Annotated in this window: 20 protein-coding genes; 4 read left to right on the top strand and 16 right to left on the bottom strand. The window is 64.8% G+C overall.

Annotated features, from left to right (window positions below; genetic code table 11):
- Positions 1–20: 20 nt before the first annotated feature.
- Positions 21–1,217 carry an acetyl-CoA C-acyltransferase gene (locus CO669_RS17940; protein ID WP_097661161.1) on the top strand — a complete coding sequence of 399 codons (1,197 nt, stop codon included), beginning with the start codon at positions 21–23 and terminating at the stop codon, positions 1,215–1,217.
- A gap of 111 nt (positions 1,218–1,328) precedes the next feature.
- Complete coding sequence (locus tag CO669_RS17935; protein WP_097661160.1) at positions 1,329–2,612, top strand: MFS transporter; 1,284 nt, start codon at positions 1,329–1,331, stop codon at positions 2,610–2,612.
- On the opposite strand, the gene CO669_RS17930 is transcribed toward CO669_RS17935, so the two are convergent.
- The 3 genes from CO669_RS17930 to CO669_RS17920 form a co-directional block, all read right to left on the bottom strand.
- Positions 2,609–3,949, bottom strand: coding sequence for a carbohydrate porin (locus CO669_RS17930; RefSeq protein WP_245444344.1), 1,341 nt, complete (start codon positions 3,947–3,949; stop codon positions 2,609–2,611). The two genes, CO669_RS17935 and CO669_RS17930, sit on opposite strands and share 4 nt — an antisense overlap.
- A 63-nt stretch (positions 3,950–4,012) precedes the next feature.
- Complete coding sequence (locus CO669_RS17925) at positions 4,013–5,029, bottom strand: transporter (RefSeq protein WP_097661156.1); 1,017 nt, start codon at positions 5,027–5,029, stop codon at positions 4,013–4,015.
- A gap of 109 nt (positions 5,030–5,138) precedes the next feature.
- Positions 5,139–5,918, bottom strand: coding sequence for an acetoacetate decarboxylase (locus CO669_RS17920; protein WP_097661155.1), 780 nt, complete (start codon positions 5,916–5,918; stop codon positions 5,139–5,141).
- A gap of 202 nt (positions 5,919–6,120) precedes the next feature.
- Here CO669_RS17920 and CO669_RS17915 point away from each other — a divergent pair, with 202 nt between their 5' ends.
- On the top strand, positions 6,121–7,296 hold the full coding sequence (locus tag CO669_RS17915; RefSeq protein ID WP_097661215.1) for a patatin-like phospholipase family protein: 1,176 nt from the start codon (positions 6,121–6,123) through the stop codon (positions 7,294–7,296).
- A gap of 952 nt (positions 7,297–8,248) precedes the next feature.
- Here the strand turns inward: CO669_RS17915 and CO669_RS17910 are convergent.
- The 9 genes from CO669_RS17910 to CO669_RS17870 form a co-directional block, all read right to left on the bottom strand.
- Entirely contained in the window at positions 8,249–8,755 is a 507-nt protein-coding gene (locus CO669_RS17910) for a hypothetical protein (protein ID WP_097661154.1), read from the bottom strand.
- 278 nt (positions 8,756–9,033) lie between these two features.
- Complete coding sequence (locus CO669_RS17905) at positions 9,034–9,780, bottom strand: CoA-transferase (protein WP_097661153.1); 747 nt, start codon at positions 9,778–9,780, stop codon at positions 9,034–9,036.
- Positions 9,777–10,583 (bottom strand): CoA transferase subunit A, encoded by an 807-nt coding sequence (locus CO669_RS17900; protein WP_097661152.1) that lies wholly within the window; start codon positions 10,581–10,583, stop codon positions 9,777–9,779. The genes CO669_RS17905 and CO669_RS17900 overlap by 4 nt, the downstream gene beginning before the upstream one ends.
- Before the next feature lie 36 nt (positions 10,584–10,619).
- Positions 10,620–10,868: a hypothetical protein gene (locus tag CO669_RS36005; RefSeq protein WP_198964082.1), complete on the bottom strand. Its 249-nt coding sequence runs from the start codon at positions 10,866–10,868 to the stop codon at positions 10,620–10,622.
- A 48-nt stretch (positions 10,869–10,916) separates the two neighbouring features.
- Positions 10,917–11,492, bottom strand: coding sequence for a peroxidase-related enzyme (locus tag CO669_RS17890; RefSeq protein WP_097661151.1), 576 nt, complete (start codon positions 11,490–11,492; stop codon positions 10,917–10,919).
- 13 nt (positions 11,493–11,505) lie between these two features.
- The gene (gene acuR, locus CO669_RS17885; protein WP_097661150.1) at positions 11,506–12,162 is read right to left on the bottom strand and encodes an acrylate utilization transcriptional regulator AcuR; all 657 of its coding nucleotides are present in this window, start codon (positions 12,160–12,162) and stop codon (positions 11,506–11,508) included.
- Between the two features lie 268 nt (positions 12,163–12,430).
- The gene (locus CO669_RS17880) at positions 12,431–13,084 is read right to left on the bottom strand and encodes a TadE/TadG family type IV pilus assembly protein (RefSeq protein ID WP_097661149.1); all 654 of its coding nucleotides are present in this window, start codon (positions 13,082–13,084) and stop codon (positions 12,431–12,433) included.
- Positions 13,084–13,641 carry a TadE/TadG family type IV pilus assembly protein gene (locus CO669_RS17875; RefSeq protein ID WP_097661148.1) on the bottom strand — a complete coding sequence of 186 codons (558 nt, stop codon included), beginning with the start codon at positions 13,639–13,641 and terminating at the stop codon, positions 13,084–13,086. Before CO669_RS17875 ends, CO669_RS17880 begins: the two co-directional genes overlap by 1 nt.
- A gap of 10 nt (positions 13,642–13,651) precedes the next feature.
- On the bottom strand, positions 13,652–15,073 hold the full coding sequence (locus CO669_RS17870) for a TadE/TadG family type IV pilus assembly protein (protein WP_097661213.1): 1,422 nt from the start codon (positions 15,071–15,073) through the stop codon (positions 13,652–13,654).
- Positions 15,074–15,580: 507 nt separating this feature from the next.
- Between CO669_RS17870 and CO669_RS17865 the strand changes: the two genes are divergently transcribed.
- On the top strand, positions 15,581–17,056 hold the full coding sequence (locus CO669_RS17865; RefSeq protein WP_097661147.1) for an FAD-binding oxidoreductase: 1,476 nt from the start codon (positions 15,581–15,583) through the stop codon (positions 17,054–17,056).
- Between the two features lie 27 nt (positions 17,057–17,083).
- Here the strand turns inward: CO669_RS17865 and CO669_RS36000 are convergent, their stop codons facing one another.
- The 4 genes from CO669_RS36000 to CO669_RS17845 form a co-directional block, all read right to left on the bottom strand.
- Positions 17,084–17,665 (bottom strand): hypothetical protein, encoded by a 582-nt coding sequence (locus CO669_RS36000; RefSeq protein ID WP_198964081.1) that lies wholly within the window; start codon positions 17,663–17,665, stop codon positions 17,084–17,086.
- Between the two features lie 169 nt (positions 17,666–17,834).
- Complete coding sequence (locus tag CO669_RS17855) at positions 17,835–19,532, bottom strand: GMC family oxidoreductase (protein ID WP_097661146.1); 1,698 nt, start codon at positions 19,530–19,532, stop codon at positions 17,835–17,837.
- Between the two features lie 232 nt (positions 19,533–19,764).
- Positions 19,765–21,324, bottom strand: a complete 1,560-nt coding sequence (locus CO669_RS17850; protein WP_097661145.1) for an acyl-CoA carboxylase subunit beta — start codon at positions 21,322–21,324, stop codon at positions 19,765–19,767.
- Positions 21,254–22,228 carry an IclR family transcriptional regulator gene (locus CO669_RS17845; RefSeq protein ID WP_097661144.1) on the bottom strand — a complete coding sequence of 325 codons (975 nt, stop codon included), beginning with the start codon at positions 22,226–22,228 and terminating at the stop codon, positions 21,254–21,256. The genes CO669_RS17850 and CO669_RS17845 overlap by 71 nt, the downstream gene beginning before the upstream one ends.
- Between the last annotated feature and the right edge of the window lie 92 nt (positions 22,229–22,320).

Raw genomic sequence — 22,320 nt, 5'->3', positions numbered from 1 at the left:
CATCGCCACGGAGTTCCGTCATGGCTGAAGCCGCCGATCCCGTCGTCATCGTCTCCGCCGCCCGCACCCCGCTCGGCCGCTTCATGGGCGAATTGTCGCCGCTTGCCGCGCACAAGCTCGGATCGCACGTGATCGGCGCTGCGCTGGAACGCGCCAAGCTCGCGCCGGAGAAGGTGGACGAGGTCTTCATGGGCTGCGTGCTGCCGGCAGGACAAGGCCAGGCGCCGGCGCGACAGGCGGTACGAAGCGCCGGCCTTCCGGATGCCACCGGCGCGACCACCGTCAACAAGGTCTGCGGCTCCGGGATGAAGGCGACCATGCTGGCGCACGACATCATTCGCGCGGGCTCCGCCGAGATCGTCGTCTCCGGCGGCATGGAGAGCATGAGCAATGCGCCCTATCTGCTCGCGAAGGCGCGCGGCGGCTATCGCGTCGGCCACGACCGCATCATCGACCACATGATGATGGACGGCCTGGAAGACGCCTACGAGACCGGCCGCTCGATGGGCGATTTCGGCGAGGCGACCGCCGAGGCTTACCAGTTCACCCGCAAGGACCAGGACGCTTATGCCATGGAGACGCTGAGCCGTGCCCGCAAGGCAGTCGAGGGCGGCGCGTTCAGGGCCGAGATCGCGCCGATCACGCTGACCGAGAAGGCCGGCCCCCGCGTGATCGCCAACGACGAGCATCCGCTGAAGGTCGACCCCGCCAAGATCCCCGGCCTCAAGCCGGCGTTCCGCGCCAACGGCACGATCACGCCGGCGGCCTCCTCCGCCAATGCCGACGGCGCCGCGGCGCTGGTGCTGACGAAGCGCTCGCTCGCCGATCGGAACGGCCTGCCCGTTCTCGCCGAGATCAAGGGCCACGCCACCCATAGCCAGGAGCCGCAATGGTTCACCACGGCGCCGATCCCGGCGATCCGCAAGCTGCTCGACAAGGTCGGCTGGGCTGCCTCCGATGTCGACCTGTTCGAGATCAACGAGGCCTTCGCCGTCGTCGCGATGGCGGCGCAGCGCGATCTCGGCATTCCCCGCGAGAAGCTGAACGTCAATGGCGGCGCCTGCGCGCTCGGCCATCCCATCGGCGCCACCGGCGCGCGGCTGATCGTGACGCTGCTGCATGCGCTGGAGGCGAACAACCTCAAGCGCGGCATTGCCGCGCTCTGCATCGGCGGCGGCGAAGCCACCGCGATCGCGGTGGAGCGGCTGACGCACTAGCACCAATGTCCGAAATTGAGGGAAGTCTGTCATTTCAGACTTCCCATCCCCATGCCAGACTGAAACGATGACGCGAGTCCCAGCGGACTTGCCAACCCACATTGAGGCCCAATGATCTCGAACTGGCTCGCAGCAGCTCTGTCCCGCCGCAACATTCATTACGGCTGGGTGATGGTCGGCGTGACCTTCCTTGCCGCGCTGATCAGCGCCGGCACGGTCGGCGCGCCCGGCGTGTTCATCGTCCCGCTGCAGAAGGAGTTCGGCTGGAGCACGGCGGAAATTTCCTCCGCGCTGTCGATCCGCTTCATCCTGTTCGGCCTGATGGCGCCGTTCGCGGCCGCCCTGCTCAACCGCTACGGCCTGCGCAACGTCACGCTGACCGCGCAGCTGATCGTGGTCTCGGCACTGGTCCTCTCGCTCGGCATGACCGAGGTCTGGCAGCTCGTCGCCCTCTGGGGCGTCGTGATCGGCATCGGCACCGGCATGACCGCGCTGGTGCTGGGCGCCACGATTGCAACGCGCTGGTTTGCGGCCCGCCGCGGCCTCGTGGTCGGCATCATGACCGCGAGCGTCGCCACCGGCCAGCTCGTATTCCTGCCGCTGCTGGCCAGCCTCACCGAACGCTTTGGCTGGCGGCTCGCGCTCAGCTTCGTCTGCATCATGCTCGGCGTCTCCGCACTGGCCGTCCTGCTCGCGATGCGCGACCGGCCGAGCGATGTCGGCCTGCGCCCGTTCGGCGACGAAGGTACCGAGCCGGTGCCCGCCCCGCCCGTGAGCCACGGTTCGATCACGGCCGTGGCGCTAGGCACGCTGCGCGACGCCTCGAAGTCGACCGCGTTCTGGATCCTGTTTGCTACCTTCTTCGTCTGCGGCGCGTCCACCAACGGCCTCGTCCAGGTGCACCTGATCCCGATGTGCCTCGATTTCGGCATCCCGCAAGTGCAGGCTGCGGGCCTGCTCGCGGCCATGGGCATCTTCGACTTCTTCGGCACCATCATGTCGGGCTGGCTGTCGGACCGCTATGACAACCGCTATTTGCTGTTCTGGTATTACGGCCTGCGCGGGCTCTCGCTGATCTTCCTGCCCTTCAGCGATTTCTCGTTCTATGGCCTCTCCATCTTCGCGATGTTCTACGGGCTCGACTGGATCGCGACGGTGCCGCCGACGGTGCGGCTCACCGCGCAGAAATTCGGCCCCGAGCGCGCCAATCTGGTGTTCGGCTGGATCTTCGCCGGCCATCAGCTCGGCGCCGGCACCGCCGCGTTCGGCGCAGGCTTCTCGCGCACGGTCTATCAGAGCTACCTGCCCGCGTTCTTCATCGCAGGCGCGCTCTGCGTGTTCGCCGCGCTGATCGTGCTCGCGCTGTCGCGGCAACCGAAGCCCGCCATGGCCTAGTACCTGATCGTGGTGGTGACGCCGAACACGGCGGCGTCGCCAATTCGCGCGACACCGGTCGGATCGTTCGGACTGGGGATTCCGCCCGAGGGCCGAAACACATATTGGAAATAAGGCGCCACCAGCCAGCCCGGCTTGACGTGCGCCTCGTAGATCATCTCGATCAGCGTCTCATTGCTGCGTACCGGGCTCCGGATCCCGGTGAAGGCCTGGATGTCGAGATCGAGATTGCGCGCGGTGTTCGAAATTCGCATGTAGGCCATCGCCACGCCGAAGCGGTCGAGCGGACGGCCCGGCGTGAAGCCGACAAAGCCGATGCCCCCGTCCAGGTACAGATCGATCAGATTGCGGTCCGGCGGGCTGTAGGCGATACGGCCGAACGCGGTGATGCCGGGGAGCGAGGCCGAGGTGCTGTTCTCGGTCACCGATGGCGGGCGATACAGCACCTGCTCGATGACCGCAAAGATCCCGTAGTTGCCGCGTAGTTTCGCGGCGATGCCGCTTCCGTCGGGATCGGCGATCGACTGCCCCTGCGGGGTGAAACGCTGGCTGTCGAACGAGCCGTAATGCTTCCAGGCGCCCGGTGTGAAATTGCCGGCGAGCGGACGGCTGCCGATGTCGATGTCGTAGTTGAAGCGGACCTGCCCGATCACCCAGGGCGGATCGTTGACGCGGAACGCAAGGCCGTGATGGTCGCGGAGTTGCGGATCGGCCTCCCCTGGCCCCGACGGATCGCCGTTGAACACCGCGCCGTAGGCGGTGATCCTGTCGGTCAGCGCGGCCTTGATGCGAATGCCGGGTACCGCGATCGGTGGCGCCGGGCCTCCCGCCGGAAGGTTGGAAGCCTTGATCGCGGGCCAGCCGAAGGTGCCGTTGATGAAGAGGTCGTCGGTCTGGCTGTCGAAGAACTCGACATCGGCCGCCTGCTGGCCGGCCCTGATGTTCAGGCGGTCGTTGAAGAAGCTCTGTTCGAAATAGGCATTGTAGAGCCGCTGGTCCGGCAGCGCTTCGATCTCGCTGATGGTCGCGAGGTTCATCACGTAGTTGCGCGAGAGGCCCTGGCCGTAGATCACGAATGCGTTGGCGTAGAGGCGACCGCCTGTCCAGCCAATCAGCTTGTCGAGATCGGCGTCGACCGACAGATCGAGACGGCCGAAATGAATCGCGCCGCGCTTAACGCCGCCCGAGGAGTTGGCGATATTGTCTGCGATATAGGTGGCGCCGAGATTCAGGCCCTTGCCGGCAAGGCCGTCATGCCACGCGTTGAACCATTTTGGAAACAGCCATTCCGCCGCGCTTTCGTCCTTGGCGCCGGCGAATGCGCTGGGGCTTGCCACTATGTGGGCCAGCGCGATTGCAGCCAGGGTTGTCCGGGTCCTCCAGCTCACGACCGGCGCGCGCTATCTGAAAATGCCTGTGCGCCGCATGAACAGATAGGCCGCGCAGACGGATGACGCCATCAGCATCGCGGCCCAGAGAAATCCGCTCTCGACGTCGGTCAGCGGCAGTCCTTTTGTGTTCATGCCGAAAATGCCGGTGATCAGCGTCGGCGGCAGCAGCAGCGAGGTCACGATGGAGAGCGTGTGCAGATGACGATTGCTCTCCTCCTCGTTCTTGAAGCGCAGCTCCTCCTCGAGCAGCCGGCTGCGTTCGCGGAGCTCGACGATGTCGTGGTCGAGCCCGTCGAGCCGCTGCGCCAGCTTCCCGGCCCGGATCCGCAACGCGGGTGAGAGACGGTCCGTGTTCTTCTGGTCGAGGCGATGAAACAGCACGCGCAAGCCGGTGAGCTGGCGATGCAGCCTGACGCAGGTCCGGCGCAGACGGCCGAGGTTGCGGCGCATCTCCGGCCTGGCGTCGTCGGCGAGAATCCGTTCCTCGATGCCGTCGATCTCCTGGCCGAGCTTGTCGGCCATCCGATCCAGCGTGTCGGCGACCTCGTCGACGATCTTCTCCAGGAGATGGGCGACATTGTCGACGCGGTAGCCGCCTTCGAGCACGCGCCGCGTCGCGTCCGCCGAGCACAGCGCCTGATGGCGGCCGCTGATCAGAAGACGCTCGGTCATGGCAAAGCGCAGGAACGCGGTCTCTTCCGTCGCGCTGTCGATGTCGCGGATGAGATCGGAGAACACGCCGTAGACGCAGTGATCGATGACGTGAAGCTGCTGGAACGTGTCGCTCGACAGCAGCAGCTCGCGCGCAAGCGGCGGCAGCGTCGATGACGCGATCCACGGACGCACCCGACCGTCGGTCAAGTTGAAATGCAGCCAGAGCCGGCCGTCATGGCTGAACTCGATCGGCCGGTCGGTCGGCAGCGCCTCGGCGCTGCCGTCGCCGTGCAGACGGAAGGCCCAGACCAGGCCGGGAATGGCCGGGTCGGCGTCCTCTATCGCGCTGACAAGCTTTGCCGGCTCAGCCATGGATAGCCCCAACCGTCAACGACTGCCTCATTCCGAGAGATGGCTGACGGCATCTTCCGGACCACGCGGGTACTCAATTACGCCAGTGTTACAGTTTGATGATGGCACCCTATTCCGCCGCCAGCCCGGTCGCGACCGCCTCGGCTTCCCTGATGTAGTCGTGCACGACGCGGCCGAACGGCAGCGTCAGGTCGGCGATATAGTGGTGCGCCCCGAGGCAACGGCGCACCGGGAAATCCGCGACCGGCGCGTTGACATGTGGCACCAGATGCAAACGGCCTGGTCCCATCCAGGATCCCTTCGGCACGATGTCGACGAGGTTGATCGCGACCAGCTGGCAGACTTCGAGACGACCGTCCACGCCCGGAATCATCTTCAGATTCACTTGCGTCTTCGACAGCGTGGCGCGGGTGAGATCGCCGTTGCCGGCCATGCTCTCGTGCTTGTAGCCCATCGTGCCCATGGCCACGAGCTGGCCGGCATATTCCAGCGTGCCGGTCAGCGTGTCCTTGACGATCTCGAGCTTTGGATGGGCGTATTTCTTGGGAAAGCCCCAGATCTCGCGGCCGGCGGCGATCGGCGGATCGTCGTCGAGATACATCTGCGAGACGAAGTTGACCTCCTCGCCGTTGAGCCGCGCGGGGATGACCAGGCCGGATTCGGTGTAGCTGCCGAAGCCGGAGGAGTCCGGCATCCTGATCCATTCGTAGTGCACGATCGGCCGTTCGACCGGCTCCAGCGGCTCAGGCAGGCCGGCACGGATCAGTTCCGGGTCGGTCTCGTAGGTGATGACGAGGAATTCACGGTTGACGAAGCGGTAGGGCCCGGCCGGATAGCTCGGTCCCGCCGCCGGCATGGACGGAAGTCTCAGCACGTCTTCGCTGCGCATCGCAGGTCTCCTGTGATCCTGTTCGGCTGGAATTGCTAGCGATCCTGATTGACTGCGATGTGAAGGATTTCCGTCAGGCCCACGACCCCTGCCATTGCGGCGTGGTCGGCCTGCATTGCCCGCGATCCGTTGGCGACGCATTTGTCATCACGCCGTCACCACACGCCGCAATCGTTCGGGTTGTCATTGGAGCATGACCGCCATGGACGCCCGGACGTCGCAACCAACCTATCAGACACATCCGGCACCCTCACGGGGCTGGCGGCCCGAGCGCTGCGATCGCGTCGCGCTGGTCCTGCAAGGCGGCGGCGCGCTCGGCGCCTACCAGGCAGGTGTCTACCAGGCGCTGCACGAGGCCGGCATTGAGCCCGACTGGGTCTGCGGCGTCTCCATCGGCGCGATCAACTCCGCCATCATCGCCGGCAACAAGCCGGAGAAGCGGCTCGAGGCGCTGCGCATCTTCTGGGAACGCATCACCAACCGCAAGATCTGGCACTACACGCCAGACGGAGACATCTTCCGCCAGTGGCGCAATCTCACCAGCGCGTGGATGACCTCGGCGATGGGCCAACCCGGCTTCTTCACCCCGCATCAGGTCAATCCCTGGCTCAGTCCCGTCGGCGCTCGCACCGCGACCAGCTATTACGACACGATGCCGCTGAAGGAGAGCCTGCTGGAGCTCGTCGACTTCGATCTCATCAACGAGAAGAAGGTCCGTTTCGCCGTCGGCGCGGTCAACGTGCTCTCGGGCAATTTCATCTATTTCGACAATTCCCATGACGAGATCGAGCCGGAGCACATCATGGCCTCCGGCGCCCTGCCCCCGGCGCTGCCGATGGTGCGGATCGGCACCGACCATTTCTGGGACGGCGGCATCGTTTCCAACACGCCGCTGCAACACCTGCTCGACCAGGAGGACGCGCTCAATTCGCTGGTGTTCCAGGTCGACCTGTTCAGCGCACGCGGCGTCCTGCCGCGCTCGATCCAGGACGTGATGGCCCGCCACAAGGACATCATGTATTCCTCGCGCACGCGCCACAACACCGACGTCTACCGCCGCACCCACAATCTCAAGGTCCTGCTCTACAAGGCCCTCGCCAAGCTGCCGGACGAGCAGTTGTCCGACGAGGAGCGCAAGCTGAAGGCGAGCCTGTGCCACATGCCGGAGATCGCAATTCTGCATCTGATCTACCAGCAGAAGGCCTATGAGGGCGACGCCAAGGACCACGAGTTCTCGGGCACCTCGATGCGCGAGCACTGGACCTCTGGCTATGAGGACACCAAGCGCACGCTGAAGCGCCGCGACTGGATCAAGATGCCGGACGAAGGCATGGGCCTCGTGGTGCACGACGTGCATCGGGAGACGGAGAGCGCGTGAGCCGGCTCTCGCTCTCGTTGCGGGCGCGATGACGGAGCAAGGCGCATGACCTCGATCGTCAATTCTCATTTTGGCTTTGCAGACATACTTTCGCATTCTCGCGGCTGATTTCGCCCGAGCTTTGCTCTCTTCGTTGCGCCCTCTCGTTCAGAAAGGGCGCAGGGAAGGCCGGGCGCCGGCAGGCACCCGCAGTCCCGTGTGCGAACAAAGACGCGCACGGGGCGGACCACAGGTGACGCCGGAACGCCCGGCCTTCCCTGCGCAGTGGCTCTACGGCTTATTGCGTGCTCTCCCCGGGGAGCGATGCACTATTGCCCCCGTCGCCTTGCGGATGACTGATGCGCGGACCCGGTTGGGCCGCGACATCACCGCAACACTTGACGCACAGACCCCGGGCGTCAGGACCACACGATTTTGCCGTCCGCGCACATCCTCAGCCCCTGTCCACGACGGCTGGCGTGCGCTCGCCATCGCGGCCGAACGAGGACGCTGTCAGCGCCGTGTCGTATCGCGCGGGCAGCTGCTCACGGGGGATTCCCGCCCTGCAGTCTGCCCGGCGCGCCGACGCCGTCGCGGCCACCGCCTCCCGGCCCGCGTCTCGTGACGATCGCGAAACGCCCCTTGCGGCGGGCGGGATGGACGGAATATGCGCTATTTCCGAATTCTTGTAAAGCGAATTCTCGTCTTCTTGGTCCGCGCCACTCCTCTGTTCCGGCAATCGACTGTTACAAATGGGGAGGACGCTGAGACGGGAGAGAGGACCGCCGCCGGCTGCTCGGGGAGTGTCAACGTCCGGGTGCGAGGCGGCCGTCCTCTGGCGCGAGAATTTGAGGAATTCTAGCGTCTCATGGGAACGATAGCGGGTTGTGGTGCTGCTCCGCCAAGCGGAGAAGGATTGCTGCGTATGGAGAATTGTTGCGCGTGAGCAGGGATCGAGCTCAAGCGATCGAAGTCACTTCGCGTCCTTGTTCAATTCGATCGCGACTTCCGACATCCAGGAGCCCGGCGCCTCCATCAGGAAGGACTGACGATTGCTCCTGGTCTGGATCGTCACCAGCGCAGCCACCGTGTTTCCCTCAATTCGCGCCTCGATCAGGCCGTCCTTGTTGGTGCCGTAGACCTTGCCGCCCTGCCGGTATTCGCTCTCGAACCAGTTGCCGGAAAGCTCCGTCCCGCTCTGCTCGATGTTGGCGGACAGGACCATCTTGTACGCGTCGCTTGCGCAACGCAGATCAAGCGTCAGCGACCGTCCTGGCTTGGTGACGTTGTACGCCACCTTGCAGCGGACCTTCTCGCGCGGACCGTCGGACGGCTTCATCGTGCCGATACCCGACCACGCGCCGGCCAGACCGTCGAACACGGGCTCTGCGCGCACCGCGCCGGTGCCGACGAGCACGAGGCAGGCCGCGCCCATGCCCATGCCCATGCCCATGCGCGCCGCCGAGAATTTCAATGGCATCCTGTCAATCCTGATCCGTAAAGTCTGAGCGCGTCCTATGCCCCGATGGCCGCGGGATGATGACGAAGATGTTTAGAAATGTTGCAGAGATTGCCTGAACGTTGCCGGCATCGGCCATCAATCGATGATGGACCGATATCGCCGCAGCGAGCTCCCGCCGTTCCCGTTTGGCCGCAACGCGATTGATGTCGCCCCGATCAGCTTGGCTTGCGGGCCATGGCCCCCCCGAGCCAGGGCGAGCCAAGGCGCCGGGAGCGACCGGAGCGGCTACCCTTACCTCAACCCGGTCCCGGCATATTGCCCGCGAACTGGGGATAGCATTCGCGCAGCTCCTCGCGAATTCGGCTCCGCATCAGGGCCAAGGTCGCCTCGTCCGGGGACGGGGTCGTGATCTCGCATTGCTCGTTGTCATATGCGAAGCCGGTGGTGCCGCGAATGTCGCGCCAATCATATCCGGGATGCGTGCTCTCCAGGCGGAAGCGTCCCGCCTCTTTCTCGAACGAGAACAACGCCGCATTGGTCAGGAGGGCATGCGGACCGCCGCGCCGATAGACCGTCTCGTCGCTGACGCCTGGCGCAGACACGAAGTCCACGTGTTCCACCAGGGATCGCAGGCTGTGCTCCTCGCGGAACAGGATAACCCTGGGAACGAGGAAGTACAGATAGGCGGAGCCGAACGAGCCGGGCCATCGGACCTGATTGTTCGGATAGTCGCCGGTGCCGACGAGATTGACATTACCCTGCCCGTCGATCTGGCCGCCGCCGAGGAAGAAGGCATCGAGGCGCCCCTGCGCGGCGCAATCGAACAACTCCTCGGCACCGCCGGTGAAGGAATTGTGCTTGACCGAGCCGAGGATCGAGACCTGCACGCGCTCCAGTCCGTCACGCTCGTTGAGCGCACGCAACAACATCGCGCCAGCAGCCGGCATCGGCGACGACTGGCCGACCGCAACATGCCGCACGCCCTTGAGCAACCGCGAAATCGTGTAGATCATCAGCTCGCGGCTGGTGCACGCCTCGCTCATGCCGCGCTCCCGGAATCCCGGATGTAGGCCTGGAAGCCTTCCGGCGAGCGCGCCGCGCGCGCGTATTTTTCGACCTCCTGCCCGTCTCTGGGATACTCGGCGTAGAGCCCCGTGGGCCAACCGCCCTTCTCGAGCTGAGCCACCGCACCCACATAGATCGCGGGCAGCACCCCGGCGGCCATCTTCTCGTCCTCGAGCAGCGACGTCTCGGAGATGCGCTCGACGGTCACGAAAGCCTTCTTGGACGCGTGGGCCAGCAGCATGGTTTCGCGCCGGCGGCCGAGCCGGACGTTGCCGAACCGGTCCGCTTCGGGTGCATGAAACAAGGCGATGTCAGGCCGGATCGCCGAGACCACGACGATCTTCTCAGCGTCATCGAACGGGTTCGACGTCACCTTCCAGTCGTCCCGCTTCCTGAGGACGTCGCTGCCGATGATGCCGCGGATCGGCATGAACGGAACGCCCTTCTCCGCCGCCGTCAGGCCCGCAAACACCGCGGGACAGGTCGCGTCGCGCAGGCGAATGGATCCGTCTCGGACCGCCCGGCTGAAACAGGGCGCGCCGCCGGCTTCACCGAGGCTGACCGCGCTGGTCTCCAGCGTCGCCACGGCGCCGGCGCCGATGAGCATATCGACCTGCATGCCGCCGATCGGCGCGCAGACCACGTGAAGATCGCGAATGCCGCGATCGATCAGCATCCGGACCAATCCCGGGGCCGCGGCATAATCGTCCGGCGCCAAACCGAGCTTGCAGCCCGAGGGGATCATCTCCGCCATCTCTCGCGGCGTTACGAAGTCTGTCATCTCTCCACCTCTCCCTCGCTTCCCAATCCGGACGCGTCACGCGTCCCGCCGTCCTGGTCCTTTTTCGTGACGACCTTTGACGAGACGTAGCCGTCCCGCGTCTGCGGCAGCTTCCACGGAGCGGTTCCCGCGCTTGTCGGCCCGGGTCGTCATGCCGCTGGCATCGTTGCCGGCGTCAGGCTCGGTGATGCAGATCGCCGGCTTGTCGCCTCCGAGGACGAGATCGGCCGCGCGCATCTTCTGCGCGTCGGTCCCGCAGGCCAGCTGCCGAGATGAGATCTCCATGGCCGTTCTCCATTCCGCGCGAACGAGCGCACTTGCCGAAGCGATCCGTCAGCCACGTCCCATGGTGTAGAATTCCGCATTCGGCCGCATGCTGGTGACGTTGGCAAGCCGGTTGGAGAGACCGAAGAAGGCCGTGATCGCGGCAATGTCCCAGACGTCCTCTTCCGTGAAGCCGTGCGATTTCAGCGTGGCGAAATCGGATTCGGAAACCTTGTAGGCCTCCGTCGAGACCCGCACGGCAAAGTCGAGCATCGCCTTCTGCCGGTCGGTGATGTCGGCCTTGCGATAATTGACCGCGACCTGATCGGCGATCAGCGGATTCTTGGCGCGGATGCGCAGGATGGCGCCATGCGCGATGACGCAATATTGGCATTGATTGAGGTTGCTGGTCGCAACCACGATCATTTCCCGCTCGGCCTTGGTGAGGTTGCCGGGCTTGTCCATGAGCGCATCGTGGTAGGCGAAGAACGCGCGAAACTCGTCGGGCCGGTGCGCGAGCACGAGAAACACGTTCGGAATGAAGCCGGACTTCTCCTGGACGGCGAGGATGCGGGCCCGGATGTCGTCCGGCATCTCGGCGAGTTCAGGAACGAGAAAGCGGCTGACGGCAGGTGTCTGGGTCATGGCCTGGAGATCCTCAAGGGCTGGTCAATGGAAATCGGATCAGCGCGAGGAAGCCTCGCGCGAAGACGTCGAGCGCCTCGGGGCGTCGTTCCAGCTTCGCCCGCAGCACCGCCCCCTCCCAGCCGATCCAGAAGAAATGCGCGAGACTATCGCAATCGATGCCCCCGGGTATGTCGCCCGCCGCCTGCGCCGCGCGGAGGCAGCGGGAGGTTCGCGCTTCCCAATCGCTGAAAACGGCGGCGAGGCTCTGCCGGAACGGCTCCGGCAGCGCGCCCATCTCCTGTCCGAGATTGCCGACCAGACAGCCGCGTCGATAGCCGTGGCGTGCCATGCCCGACCTCGCGTCCGCGATGAAATCGCGGAGACGATCCAGCGGAGCCCGCGTCTCATCGTCGAACCACCGGTCCAGCTTGCGCGCGAAATAGGCGGCATAGGTATCGATCAGCTCGAGGCCAAAGGCCTCCTTGCTGGCGAAGTAGTGATAGAATGACCCCTTCGGCACGTCCGCTGCGGCCAGGATCTCCTCGACGCCGACGGCGCTGAATCCCTTCTCGGTCAGGATCGCCAGGCCCGTGCGCAGCAAGCGCGCGCGCGGCGCATTCGGCTGCGACTGGTCCTTCGGAGGACGACCGCGTCGACGCCGCTCTGAAACCGAGGCTTCCCTGTTCATGTCGAATTATTAGACCGATCGCTTCATAAACTCAACCCCGCGGATGGAATACCGTCCCCGCCCCTGCAGCGACAATGCACGGGCGCTGTTGTGAGCGACGGGCCCGCTCCGATGACGTGAAGAGATGCGAGGTGTTGCGGCGAGCCGCGCGCGGAAAGCGCACGGAGACAATTGCAGGCGGGCTGCGCCAGCGAGATGAACAATCCTCGGAACGTCGGATGCGGCAACGCCGCGGCATGCCGTTCGAGCAGGCTCGCCTTTCGCGAGATCAGCAGGTCTTCTGCTGCAAATGCTGCACGCAGGTGCAGGTGGTCGCCGGATATTTGATGTCGTAATAGGGAGAGCTCGAGGAGCCGCCCGGACCGTTGGTCGAGCAGCGCGGGAACAGATAATAGCTGTCGGACAGCTTCACGGTGCCCGCGATGGTGAAGCCGAGGTTCGGCGTATAGTCGTAGGAGACCTCGCTCAGGATGAGGGAGATGTTGGCGTTGGTGGTCCCGCCCGGTGCGGTAAAGGACGACAACGTCATCTGCTGGCCGACAGTCCTCGCCGCTGACGCGTTGGTCGACGTGCTCCACTGCACCGTCGCCTTGCCGCTGCTGTCGGTGGAGACTTCCGAGACCGTGATCGTCATCAAGGAGGCGCTGCCATTCTTGATGGGATATGGCGCCATGATGGCCCCCGCAGCCGCGAGGATGCCGGACATCTGAGTCGCGCTGACCTGCGTGTTCTGCGTGATCATGTCGGCGACGCTGTGCGCGGTGGCGCTGACCTTGACGTTCATGGCGAGCCCGTTGCCGAGCTCGACGCCGCCGATATAGAGCACCACCATGAACGGCGTCACGATGGCGAACTCCGTCGCGGCAACGGCGCGGACATCGGTCAAGAGGTGCCGAGCGCGGGATGTCAGGGCGGAGATCATCAGTTGGCTCCTGGCTCGTTCTGGAACGCGGCGGACGACATAACCAGCCGGTTGCCGTTGCCGAGGTTCGAGAGGTTGAAACCGAGCGGCCCAAGCACGACGGGCCACACGTACATGACACGGAGAACGACGATGTCGCCGGCATCGCCGGGGTCGTACTGCCAGGTGTTGTTGACGTTGCCCGAGGCATCGAAGGTCAATGTGGGCATCCCCGTGTTCGCGGAGGTCCACGAGGTCGCCACTTGCAGGTCGACCATCAGGCCGCTGCACTTGAACAGGATCACGATCTGGTCGCAGACCTTCTGCTTGAACACGTCCTTCGTCATCTGCGCGGACTGAACCTGCCCGGTCATGACGAGGCGCGCCGACTGGCGCACGACGGATTCGAGCATCTGCTGGGCAAAAAAGACGAGGAAGGTCTGGATCAGCGCGATGACCAGCGCGAGGAACGGCGCTGCGACGAGCGCGAATTCGACGGCCGTGGCACCTCTGCTGTCCCGCGCGAACGCGGCGCAGCGATGGCGGCGTCTCCTCATTGTCGCGGCGGATCCGAACATGGCCCTTTTCCTACTGCACGAGGCTGGCCGTGCTGGACGCGACCTTGATGAACAGGTCGGTCAGCGCCTTGGAAATGTCGCCGCCATTCTGGACGTTTGCGTACAGGCCCGGCGAGGCACAGGATTGCAGCCGTTGCGCGATCGTGCCCGTCGACGAGGTCGGATTGTTGAACTGCGCGATACGGCTGGTGTACCAGCCATCACTCGGCAGCTGCAGATATTCGGTGTAGAGGATCGCGATACGGATGTTCCGACTCTTGATGGTGTCGCATATCGCCGTGTTGAGCGGTTGCTGGCATCGCGCGGTCGTGCTGTTGGCTGACGGAAGCGGATAGGTGGCGTTTGAGTCGCAGCTGCCCCCCGACTTCGGGATGAGCTTGTCCTCGACGCCGTCGGTGACGAGGAAGACCACTTCCTGCGGCGTGCCGGTCGCGCTGCCGTCGCCGGGATTGGGCATGGCGGCGTTGAGGTCCGTCAGCCCCTTCGAGATATCTGTACCGTAGTCGGTCGTATAGATGCAGCCGCCCGAGCCGTTGAGAACGGGACAGTTCTGGTGATCGACCGTCAGGAGCTGAATGTTGCCGATCTTCGTGCCGGCGGTGCTCGGGGTGGTCAGCGTCTGGATCGTGTTCAGGGCGTAGTCGAAGGTGTAGATGGCAGCCTGGTAGGTCGTGTTGTTGAGCGCCGACATGCACTGCATGACGCCGCCCGAAGTGCCCGACTGCGGGCAGGTCCAGGGTCCGACCATCAATTGCTTGACGGCATTCGTCACGAGATCGATCCGCAGCGTGATGTTGTTCGCACGCGCGACCGTGAGATTGTCCTTGTTCGACGAGCTGGGGGCTGCGTTGTTGGGATGCGCCTCATGGCAGGCGAAGGCGCAATTCTTCGCATAGGTGGGCTGGTTCTTCGTGGCGAGAACCATGTTGTCGATGTCGGTCTGGGTCGCCGCCAGCGCCATCGACGGGGAATCGTCCAGCAGCAGGTAGAAGTTCATATTGGGTGCGCTCGACGCTTTCGCCGTCGACGAACCGGACACCTGCCAGGTCTGCTTGCCGAGGACGCCGGGGAAATTGTTCACCGACTGCGCCACGTAGGACACCGTGATCGTCCGCGCGAGGCCGACATCCGTGACCGTGACCGTCGGCGTCGGCACGGCGACGAGCCCGGGCAGATTGGCCTTGGCGGCAAAGACGGCCGTGGCCGTCGCCTCGATGACGGATTTGGTCGTTTGCGTCAGCATCGCCGGCCTTACGGCTGCGATCGCAGCGGCGTCGGCGGCGGCGTTCAATTGCTCGCGCTTGCGCAAGGCCAGCGTGTAGTCGAGCGTCATGCCCAGGAGAAAGATGATAGGGACCATCGTCAGCGCGAAGATGATGGCGACGTTGGCCTTCCGGTCTGTCGCAAAACAGAGCATTGCGCGGCGGAGCATGAGGTTCATCCTGGCTGCCGTCGTTGCGGCAGCGGTCCTTTCCCTGCGAAATCGAGGGAAGAGATTGTCGGGTTTCGATCCCGGCACTCCCCCCATCACGGGCGGACTATGTCGATGGCTCTCTTAATCAACGCTTACGGCCAATTCGCAAACCACAGCCGAAACGGATCGAGATGTCTCATATCGAGATGGCATCATTAATGTCGCTTAAATGCAATCGCAGCGATTGACGCTAAACCCTAGGAAACACCCGTATATTTCCGGAGGAGCCGCCATTTGCGCGTGCCCGCGGACCGCGGATCCAGCGCCTCGTGGTCGCGGCTCGAACAGGCATCCGAAGGCGATGCCGCGCGCGCTGCTCGACGCAAACCGCCCTGCCCACCTTGCTCTGCAGATGAGAGACAGATTGCCGTTAGACTCCGCCGCGCAAACGTGGACAATGCCCTGACGCACGGGTCGTGCGCAGTGCACATCAAGATGCGCCAGGGGAAACAAGAAGGGAAACAAATGCCGGCTGCCGGTCCGTCGTCCGAACCCATCATCCCTACCGCTCCGCTCACCGCCCGCATGCGCGATTCATTGCGCGCGATCGTCGGCGAAAAGGGCCTCATCGAGGACGAACACGGCAAGCAGCCGTTCGTGACGGACTGGCGCGGATTGCTGGTTGGAGGCGCTGGCGCCGTCGTTCGCCCCGGCAGCACCGAGGAAGTCGCGGAGGTGGTCAGGCTCTGCCATGAGCATGGGGTCGCGATCGTGCCGCAGGGCGGCAACACCGGCCTGATGGGCGGCGCCACGCCCTGGCCCGCGCACACGGGCATCGTGTTGTCGCTCGGCCGCATGAACCGCGTGCTGGACATCGATGCCACCGGCTACACCATGACGGTCGAGGCCGGCTGCGTGCTGCAGTCTCTGCAGGAGACGGCAAGCAGGCACGACAGGTTCCTGCCCCTCAGCCTCGGCGCCCAGGGCTCGTGCATGATCGGCGGCAATCTGTCGACCAATGCCGGCGGCGTGCAGGTGCTCCGCTACGGCAATGCCCGCAATCTCGTCCTGGGACTCGAAGTCGTTCTGCCGAACGGCGATGTCTGGGACGGTCTGCGCGCGCTCAAGAAGGACAATACAGGCTACGACCTCAAGCACCTCTTCATGGGTGCCGAAGGAACGCTCGGCATCATCACCAAGGCCGTGCTCAAGCTCTGGCCGGCGCCGAAGGACGTCGCGACCGCATGGCTGGCGATCCGGGATCCGCGCGCGGCGCTGGACATCCTGTCGGAAGCCCACAGTGCATCCGAGGACAATGTCGGCTCCTGCGAGCTGATGAGCCGCAGCGCCGTCGACATGGTGCTGCGCCACATTCCCGGCACGCAGGATCCGCTCAAGGCGGACACGCCATGGTACCTGCTGCTGGAATGGTCGTCGTCGCGGGCGCGCCAGGACGGCGCCACGGGCATCGCGGAGAAGATGGAGCAATTTCTTGCCGATCAACTCGAGGCCGGACGCGTGCTCGACGCGGTGATCGCCCAGACCGGACATCAATCGCGCAACATGTGGCACATCCGGGAGAGCGTCGCCGAAGCCTCGCGCGCCGAGGGGCCGGGGCTCAGCTACGATGTCTCGGTAGCCATCTCCAGGATTCCGGAATTCATCGAACTCGGGCTCAAGGCCGTGCGCGACATTCTCCCGTCCATCCGGCCCTATCCTCTCGGGCATATCGGCGACGGCAATCTGCATTTTTCGTTCATGGCGCCGGTGGGCATGGATCAGCAGACGCTGACCCAATACAAGAACGCCATCACGCGGGCGGTGAACGATCTCATCACCTCCATGGACGGCTCGATCTCGGCCGAGCACGGCATCGGCATCGACAAGCTCGACGAGCTCAGCCGCTACCGCTCGAAGACCGAGCTCGACATCATGCGCACCATCAAGCGCGCACTCGATCCCGAGAACATCATGAATCCGGGCAAGGTGCTGCGGCTGTGAGGAACGCCGCGCACCCAAGCCATGGTCTCAGCCGCGCGGATTGACGACCGTGTAGCCCCGCAGCGAGCGCGCGTGGAGTCGCGTGGCGTGACCGCCGGAATTGGCGTCATAGGCCATCCACGTATCGCCGCCGAGATGCTGCTCCAGAACGAAGACGTGCCCGCGGCGCGCTGCGACCATTCCCGGCGCCGGCGCCGTGCGCGGAAAGCGCAGCCAGTTGGACGCCAGATTCAATTCCGGCACGACGCGCCCGAACACGCGCAAGGACGCGCCGCAGCCGCAGAATGACGACGGGCAACCGGCCGGACGGCCGCCGACGATGCGCTCACCGGAGACGCTGATCGTGGTGGCGGCGCTGCCGCCATCGGTCACCGTCATCTGCATCGAGCGATAGGGCTGCAGCGAAGACCTCTGCAGCGAAGCCTGCCCCAATGATGCCTGCTGCAACGAAGCCCTGGGAGCCCGCTCACGACCCATCTGCGAATTCGAGAAATCGCAGGGCATGGTGACGTTGCATTCGGGCGCGTGGAGGATGCGATAGGGCCGCGCTTCGGAAACGGCGGAGGTGGCGACAACGAGGACGCACGCAGAAACAACCTGTTTGATCATTGCAGGACTCTGAGTTGGAGGGTCCTGCCCCGCTGCGGAGAAACCAATATTGATTGACCGAAATGGGCCTAAAGGGCGGCAAAAAAGGGCATCCGCTGCCGCCCTCGACCGGGTGACGCGTAGTATTTCGTGTAGTACGCGGCTCCCTAAACCGCCGCGCGCACCGCCGTCATTGCATGATCGCAGCCGCAATCTTCTCCGCCGACATCAGCACCGGGAAGTTCGTGTTGGCGCAGGGCACCACGGGGAAGATCGAGGCGTCGACGACACGCAGGCCCTGGATGCCTTTGACGCGGCCTTGATTGTCGACCACCGCCATCGGATCGTCGGGCCGGCCCATGCGACATGAGCACGAGGCGTGCCAGACGCCGATGGTCGCCTTGCGCACGAAGGCTTCCAGTGCCTCGTCGTCGTTCATCACCTGATCGAAGGTGAAGCCCTCCACCACGAAATTGTCGATCATGTAGTGACGCAGCGCCGCCGGTCCGTCCATCAGCGTCGCGGCGATCTTGGTCAGGATCTTGTTCCTGGTGTTGACGACGCCGATCTTTCGGACCTTGTCGGTGTAGGCGGCCGGGAACGGCTTGTCCGTCACCTTCTTCACGATGTCGCTCATCTGAATGGCCGCCATCTTGCGGAAGCCGCTCATCAGGCGATCGAGATCGCGCCGGTCGGACAGCAGATTGAACTCGACGATGGGCTCCGCCGAGGGATCGCGCGAGGCCAGCTTGACCTGTCCGGTCTCCGAATAGGTCTTGTTGACGAAAGTCAGGAGCGAACCGATCTGCTCGCCGACCGCGTGCCAGGCCGACTTGGAGAGCAGCACGACGAACATGTCGCCCTTCGGCACGCCCGCAAGGCCCGACGAGTAGCGCAGGCCGAGCTGCATGTGGCGCCTGGTGTGCTCGTTCATGCGCGCGCCGCGGCGGACAAAGGACGAGAGCGAGATCGAAGGATGGTCCATCAGACGCTGGCCGACCCCCGGCAATCCCATCAGCACGGGAATTCCCAGGTCCTTGAGATGGCCGACCGGGCCGATGCCGGCGCGCAACAGATGCGCCGGCGAGTGGATTGCGCCGCTGGAGAGGATGATCTCGCGGCCGCGGAATTCCTGCTCGCGCCCGTTCACCACGGCCTTCACGCCGACGCATTGCGTGCCTTCGAACAGCAGCTCGCGGACTTGCGTGTTGGTGGAGATGGTGAGATTGGCGCGCTTGCGGGTGTCGCGATCGAGATAGCCCATCGCGGCCGAAACACGCTGCTCGGCCTGGTTGGAATGCGTCACTGGGAAGAAGCCATCGACGAACTCGCCGTTCTGGTCCGGCAGGTACTGATGGCCGGCCTGCTGGAAGGCATCGGCGAAAGCCTGAGAGTGCCTGGTCCAGTGCTCCCGGGGAATGCGGCGGACCGGGATCCTGCCGTCCTTGCCATGATAAGGACCGTCGAAATCGAGGTCGCGCTCGACCTTCTTGAAAAACGGCAGCACGTCGTTCCAGCGCCAGCCCTCGGCACCGCGCGCGTCCCATTCGTCGTAATCGGTCGGCGCGCCGCGATTGGCCATTTGGCCGTTGATCGAGGAGCCGCCGCCGAGCACGCGCGCCTGCTCGTATTTGCGCAAGGGCGGACGGGCTTCGTTTGGATTGTTGTGGCTGACGACCTGTGTCGTGACCTTGAGCTCGGTCCAGTGGAAGCGCGGATCGAAATAGGCCGTGCCCGGATAGCTGTCCCTGATCTCGGCCGGCTCGTTGCCGGGCGGCGTGTCCTGCCCGGCTTCGCACAGCAGGACCTTGTTGGCGCTCCTGGCGGAGAGCCGGTGAGCCAGCACGGACCCCGCCGAGCCGCCGCCCACGATAATGAAGTCATACACGATTGGCGTTTCCTGTTGTTCTTGTTGGCGGAGCTTAACGCGAGACCGCTTGGTCACGGAAGTGTTTTGGATTGTCTCGGTATTCGTGTCCCGGACGCGCTGCAGCGTGAAACGCTGCTGCGCAGAGCCGGGACCCAGGAGACTCCGCATTCGCCGTTGGATGGGCCCCGGCTCTGCAGCGCACCGCTGAAGACGCGCTGCGCTGCGTCCGGGGCACGAGGACCTTCATGCCTCACGGCCTGATCGAAAAGTTCTCCGGTGGCCCCACCTTGCGCAGCGGCTCGGCCAGACGCGCGAACTCGCACAGCAGCGAGCGCGTCTTGCGGGGATCGATGATCTCCTCGACCCAGAACTTTTCGGCCGAGCGGAACGGCGAGCGCAGCTTGTTGAGGCGCTCCTGGATCTCCTCCAGCTTGCCCGCTTTGTCCTCGGCCGCCTCGATGTCGGCACGGTAGGCCGCCTCGATGCCGCCTTCGAGCGGCAGCGAGCCCCAATAGGCCGACGGCCAGGCGTAGCGGATCGAGAAACGGTCGGCCGGCTGATGCACGACACCGGCGACACCGAACGCGTTGCGCAGGATCACGGTGCACCAGGGCACCGTGGTCTGGTTCACCGCGGCCATGACGCGGACACCATGGCGGATGGTCGCCGCCTTCTCGGCATCGAGGCCGATCATGAAGCCGGGGCAATCCATCAGATAGACGATCGGCAGATGGAAGGTCTCGGCGAAGTCGACCCAGCGCACCACCTTCTGGCAGGCATCCGCGGTCCATGAGCCGCCATAGTGAAAGCTGTCGCTGGCGAGCACCAACACCGCCCTGCCCTCGAGCCGGGCGAGACCGACAATGATCGGCTTGCCGAAATTCCTGGCGACCTCGAAGAACGAACCCTTGTCGACGACCGACTCGATGATCGGGCGCACCTTGTAGACCTGCTTGCGGTTGCGCGGCACCGCGTTCATCAGCGCTTCGTCGCCACGTTCAGGATTGTCGGTGCAGGGCAAGGACGGCGGCAGCTCGTAGACCGACGACGGCAGGTAGGACAGGAAACGCCGCGCGCAGGCAAAGGCCTCTTCCTCGGTGTCGACGGCATGATCGACCGCGCCGGCACGGGTCTGGATGTCGGCGCCGCCAAGCTCCTCCTTCGACAGGTCCTGCCCGAGCGCCTTCACCACCGGGGGTCCCGCGACGAACATCGCGGACTTTCGGGTCATGATCGAATAATGGCTGGCGGCAAGGCGCGCGGCACCCAGGCCCGCGACCGAGCCGAGGCCAAGTGCGACCACCGGCACGCGCGACAAATTCTCGGTCGTGAAGCGATACCAGCGCGTGCCGCCAATGCCGCCAGGCAGATTGGCCGCGCCCTTGGTCTCGATCGTCTTCACCGAGCCGCCGCCGCCGGAGCCTTCGATGATGCGGACGATGGGCAGACGGAAGTCATGCGCCATCTCCTCCGCCATCAGGGGCTTCGCCGAGATCGACGCATCCGCCGAACCGCCGCGCACCGTAAAATCGTCGCCGACGACCACGACGGTGCGGCCGTCGACGCGGGCGCGGCCGAACACGCAGTTCGCCGGCGTCAGCTTCTTCAGATCGCCGCTGGAATCGTACTCACCGATGCCGGAGACCGCACCGATCTCGTGAAAGCTGCCCTTGTCGATCAGCTTGTCGATGCGCTCCCGAACAGTCAGCCGGCCCTGGTCATGCTGTCGCTTGACCTTGTCAACGCCGCCCATCTCCCGCGCGAAGGCTTCGCGCCGGGCGAGCTCGTCGAGTTCCGGCTTCCAGTTCATTCACTCCCTCCGAATTGATCGGCTTGTTATTGTTATGCACGGCCATTGCGACCGGTTTACGCGAAATGCGATTGGCGAAGGCGTCGCTTTCGGCGCCCTCCATCAGGCTGCCGAGCGAGCGGCCGAGCGCGAGCATCGGCGGAGCAACCTCGTCATGCAGACGCTGCTCGTCATACATCGCCGACAGAAGGCCGATCGTGATGACGACGAAGGTCTGGTACTGCGGCGACCAGATCGGCACCGCCAGGCCATTGATGTGCGGGCTCCACAGGCCACAGGCCGTGACATAGCCGCGCTCGCGCAGCGACTGCCGATTGGCTTCGATGCGGGGCCGCAGGATCTTTGCAGCCTCGGGCGCTTCCCGCTCCATGTCGTTGATGAAGGCATCGCCGACTTCGGGCGCCAGCGCCGCCGTGTAGGCCGCGCCGGCCGCGGTCGAGGCCATCGAGATGCGGCTGCCGGTGCCCTCGTGCAGGCCGAGCGCGGAAGCCGAGCGCGCGAACTGGAGATAGACGAGATGGAAGCGATCGGGAACGACGAAACCGACCGTGCCCGGAAGCTGCTCGGCGACTTCCTGCAGCCGCTGGCGAATCATGCTGCGCAGCTGCGCGCCCTTCATCATCGAAGCGCTCATCGCCACCGCGCTCGGGCCGATGCGATACTTCTGGTCGCGCGGCAGATAGACCAGCTGGCCCATGCGCGTCAGCGTGTGCGTGAGCCGCGACACTGTCGAGCGCGGCAGACCGCAGCGATTGGAAATCTCGAGATTGCCGAGCCTGGCCTCGTGGCCCTCGAAGCATCGCAACACGTCGAACGCGCGCGACACCACCTGGATGACATCTCCCTCACCGGCATCGCCAGCGAGCACGCCTTGCCTACTCAACCGCTCGGATCGTCGTCCCATGTTCCCTACCGTATGTTCCGCTCTGCGGAATTAAATTCCACTTGCAGACGACGCTACCTCAGGCATTTTGCGACGACAACAAAAAGGCGATG

Source organism: Bradyrhizobium sp. Y36, assembly GCF_002531575.1.
Lineage (GTDB): Bacteria > Pseudomonadota > Alphaproteobacteria > Rhizobiales > Xanthobacteraceae > Bradyrhizobium.
This window is presented reverse-complemented; position numbering and strand designations above follow the sequence as displayed.

Excerpts from the sequence above, each read along its gene's own strand:
- CO669_RS17940 (WP_097661161.1), top strand. The coding sequence starts at position 21 with ATGGCTGAAGCCGCCGATCCCGTCGTCATCGTCTCCGCCGCCCGCACC.
- CO669_RS17935 (WP_097661160.1), top strand. The coding sequence starts at position 1,329 with ATGATCTCGAACTGGCTCGCAGCAGCTCTGTCCCGCCGCAACATTCAT.
- CO669_RS17925 (WP_097661156.1), bottom strand. The coding sequence starts at position 5,029 with ATGGCTGAGCCGGCAAAGCTTGTCAGCGCGATAGAGGACGCCGACCCG.
- CO669_RS17920 (WP_097661155.1), bottom strand. The coding sequence starts at position 5,918 with ATGCGCAGCGAAGACGTGCTGAGACTTCCGTCCATGCCGGCGGCGGGA.
- CO669_RS17915 (WP_097661215.1), top strand. The coding sequence starts at position 6,121 with ATGGACGCCCGGACGTCGCAACCAACCTATCAGACACATCCGGCACCC.
- CO669_RS17910 (WP_097661154.1), bottom strand. The coding sequence starts at position 8,755 with ATGCCATTGAAATTCTCGGCGGCGCGCATGGGCATGGGCATGGGCATG.
- CO669_RS17905 (WP_097661153.1), bottom strand. The coding sequence starts at position 9,780 with ATGAGCGAGGCGTGCACCAGCCGCGAGCTGATGATCTACACGATTTCG.
- CO669_RS17900 (WP_097661152.1), bottom strand. The coding sequence starts at position 10,583 with ATGACAGACTTCGTAACGCCGCGAGAGATGGCGGAGATGATCCCCTCG.
- CO669_RS36005 (WP_198964082.1), bottom strand. The coding sequence starts at position 10,868 with ATGGAGATCTCATCTCGGCAGCTGGCCTGCGGGACCGACGCGCAGAAG.
- CO669_RS17890 (WP_097661151.1), bottom strand. The coding sequence starts at position 11,492 with ATGACCCAGACACCTGCCGTCAGCCGCTTTCTCGTTCCTGAACTCGCC.
- acuR (WP_097661150.1), bottom strand. The coding sequence starts at position 12,162 with ATGAACAGGGAAGCCTCGGTTTCAGAGCGGCGTCGACGCGGTCGTCCT.
- CO669_RS17880 (WP_097661149.1), bottom strand. The coding sequence starts at position 13,084 with ATGATCTCCGCCCTGACATCCCGCGCTCGGCACCTCTTGACCGATGTC.
- CO669_RS17875 (WP_097661148.1), bottom strand. The coding sequence starts at position 13,641 with ATGTTCGGATCCGCCGCGACAATGAGGAGACGCCGCCATCGCTGCGCC.
- CO669_RS17870 (WP_097661213.1), bottom strand. The coding sequence starts at position 15,073 with ATGCTCCGCCGCGCAATGCTCTGTTTTGCGACAGACCGGAAGGCCAAC.
- CO669_RS17865 (WP_097661147.1), top strand. The coding sequence starts at position 15,581 with ATGCCGGCTGCCGGTCCGTCGTCCGAACCCATCATCCCTACCGCTCCG.
- CO669_RS36000 (WP_198964081.1), bottom strand. The coding sequence starts at position 17,665 with ATGATCAAACAGGTTGTTTCTGCGTGCGTCCTCGTTGTCGCCACCTCC.
- CO669_RS17850 (WP_097661145.1), bottom strand. The coding sequence starts at position 21,324 with ATGAACTGGAAGCCGGAACTCGACGAGCTCGCCCGGCGCGAAGCCTTC.
- CO669_RS17845 (WP_097661144.1), bottom strand. The coding sequence starts at position 22,228 with ATGGGACGACGATCCGAGCGGTTGAGTAGGCAAGGCGTGCTCGCTGGC.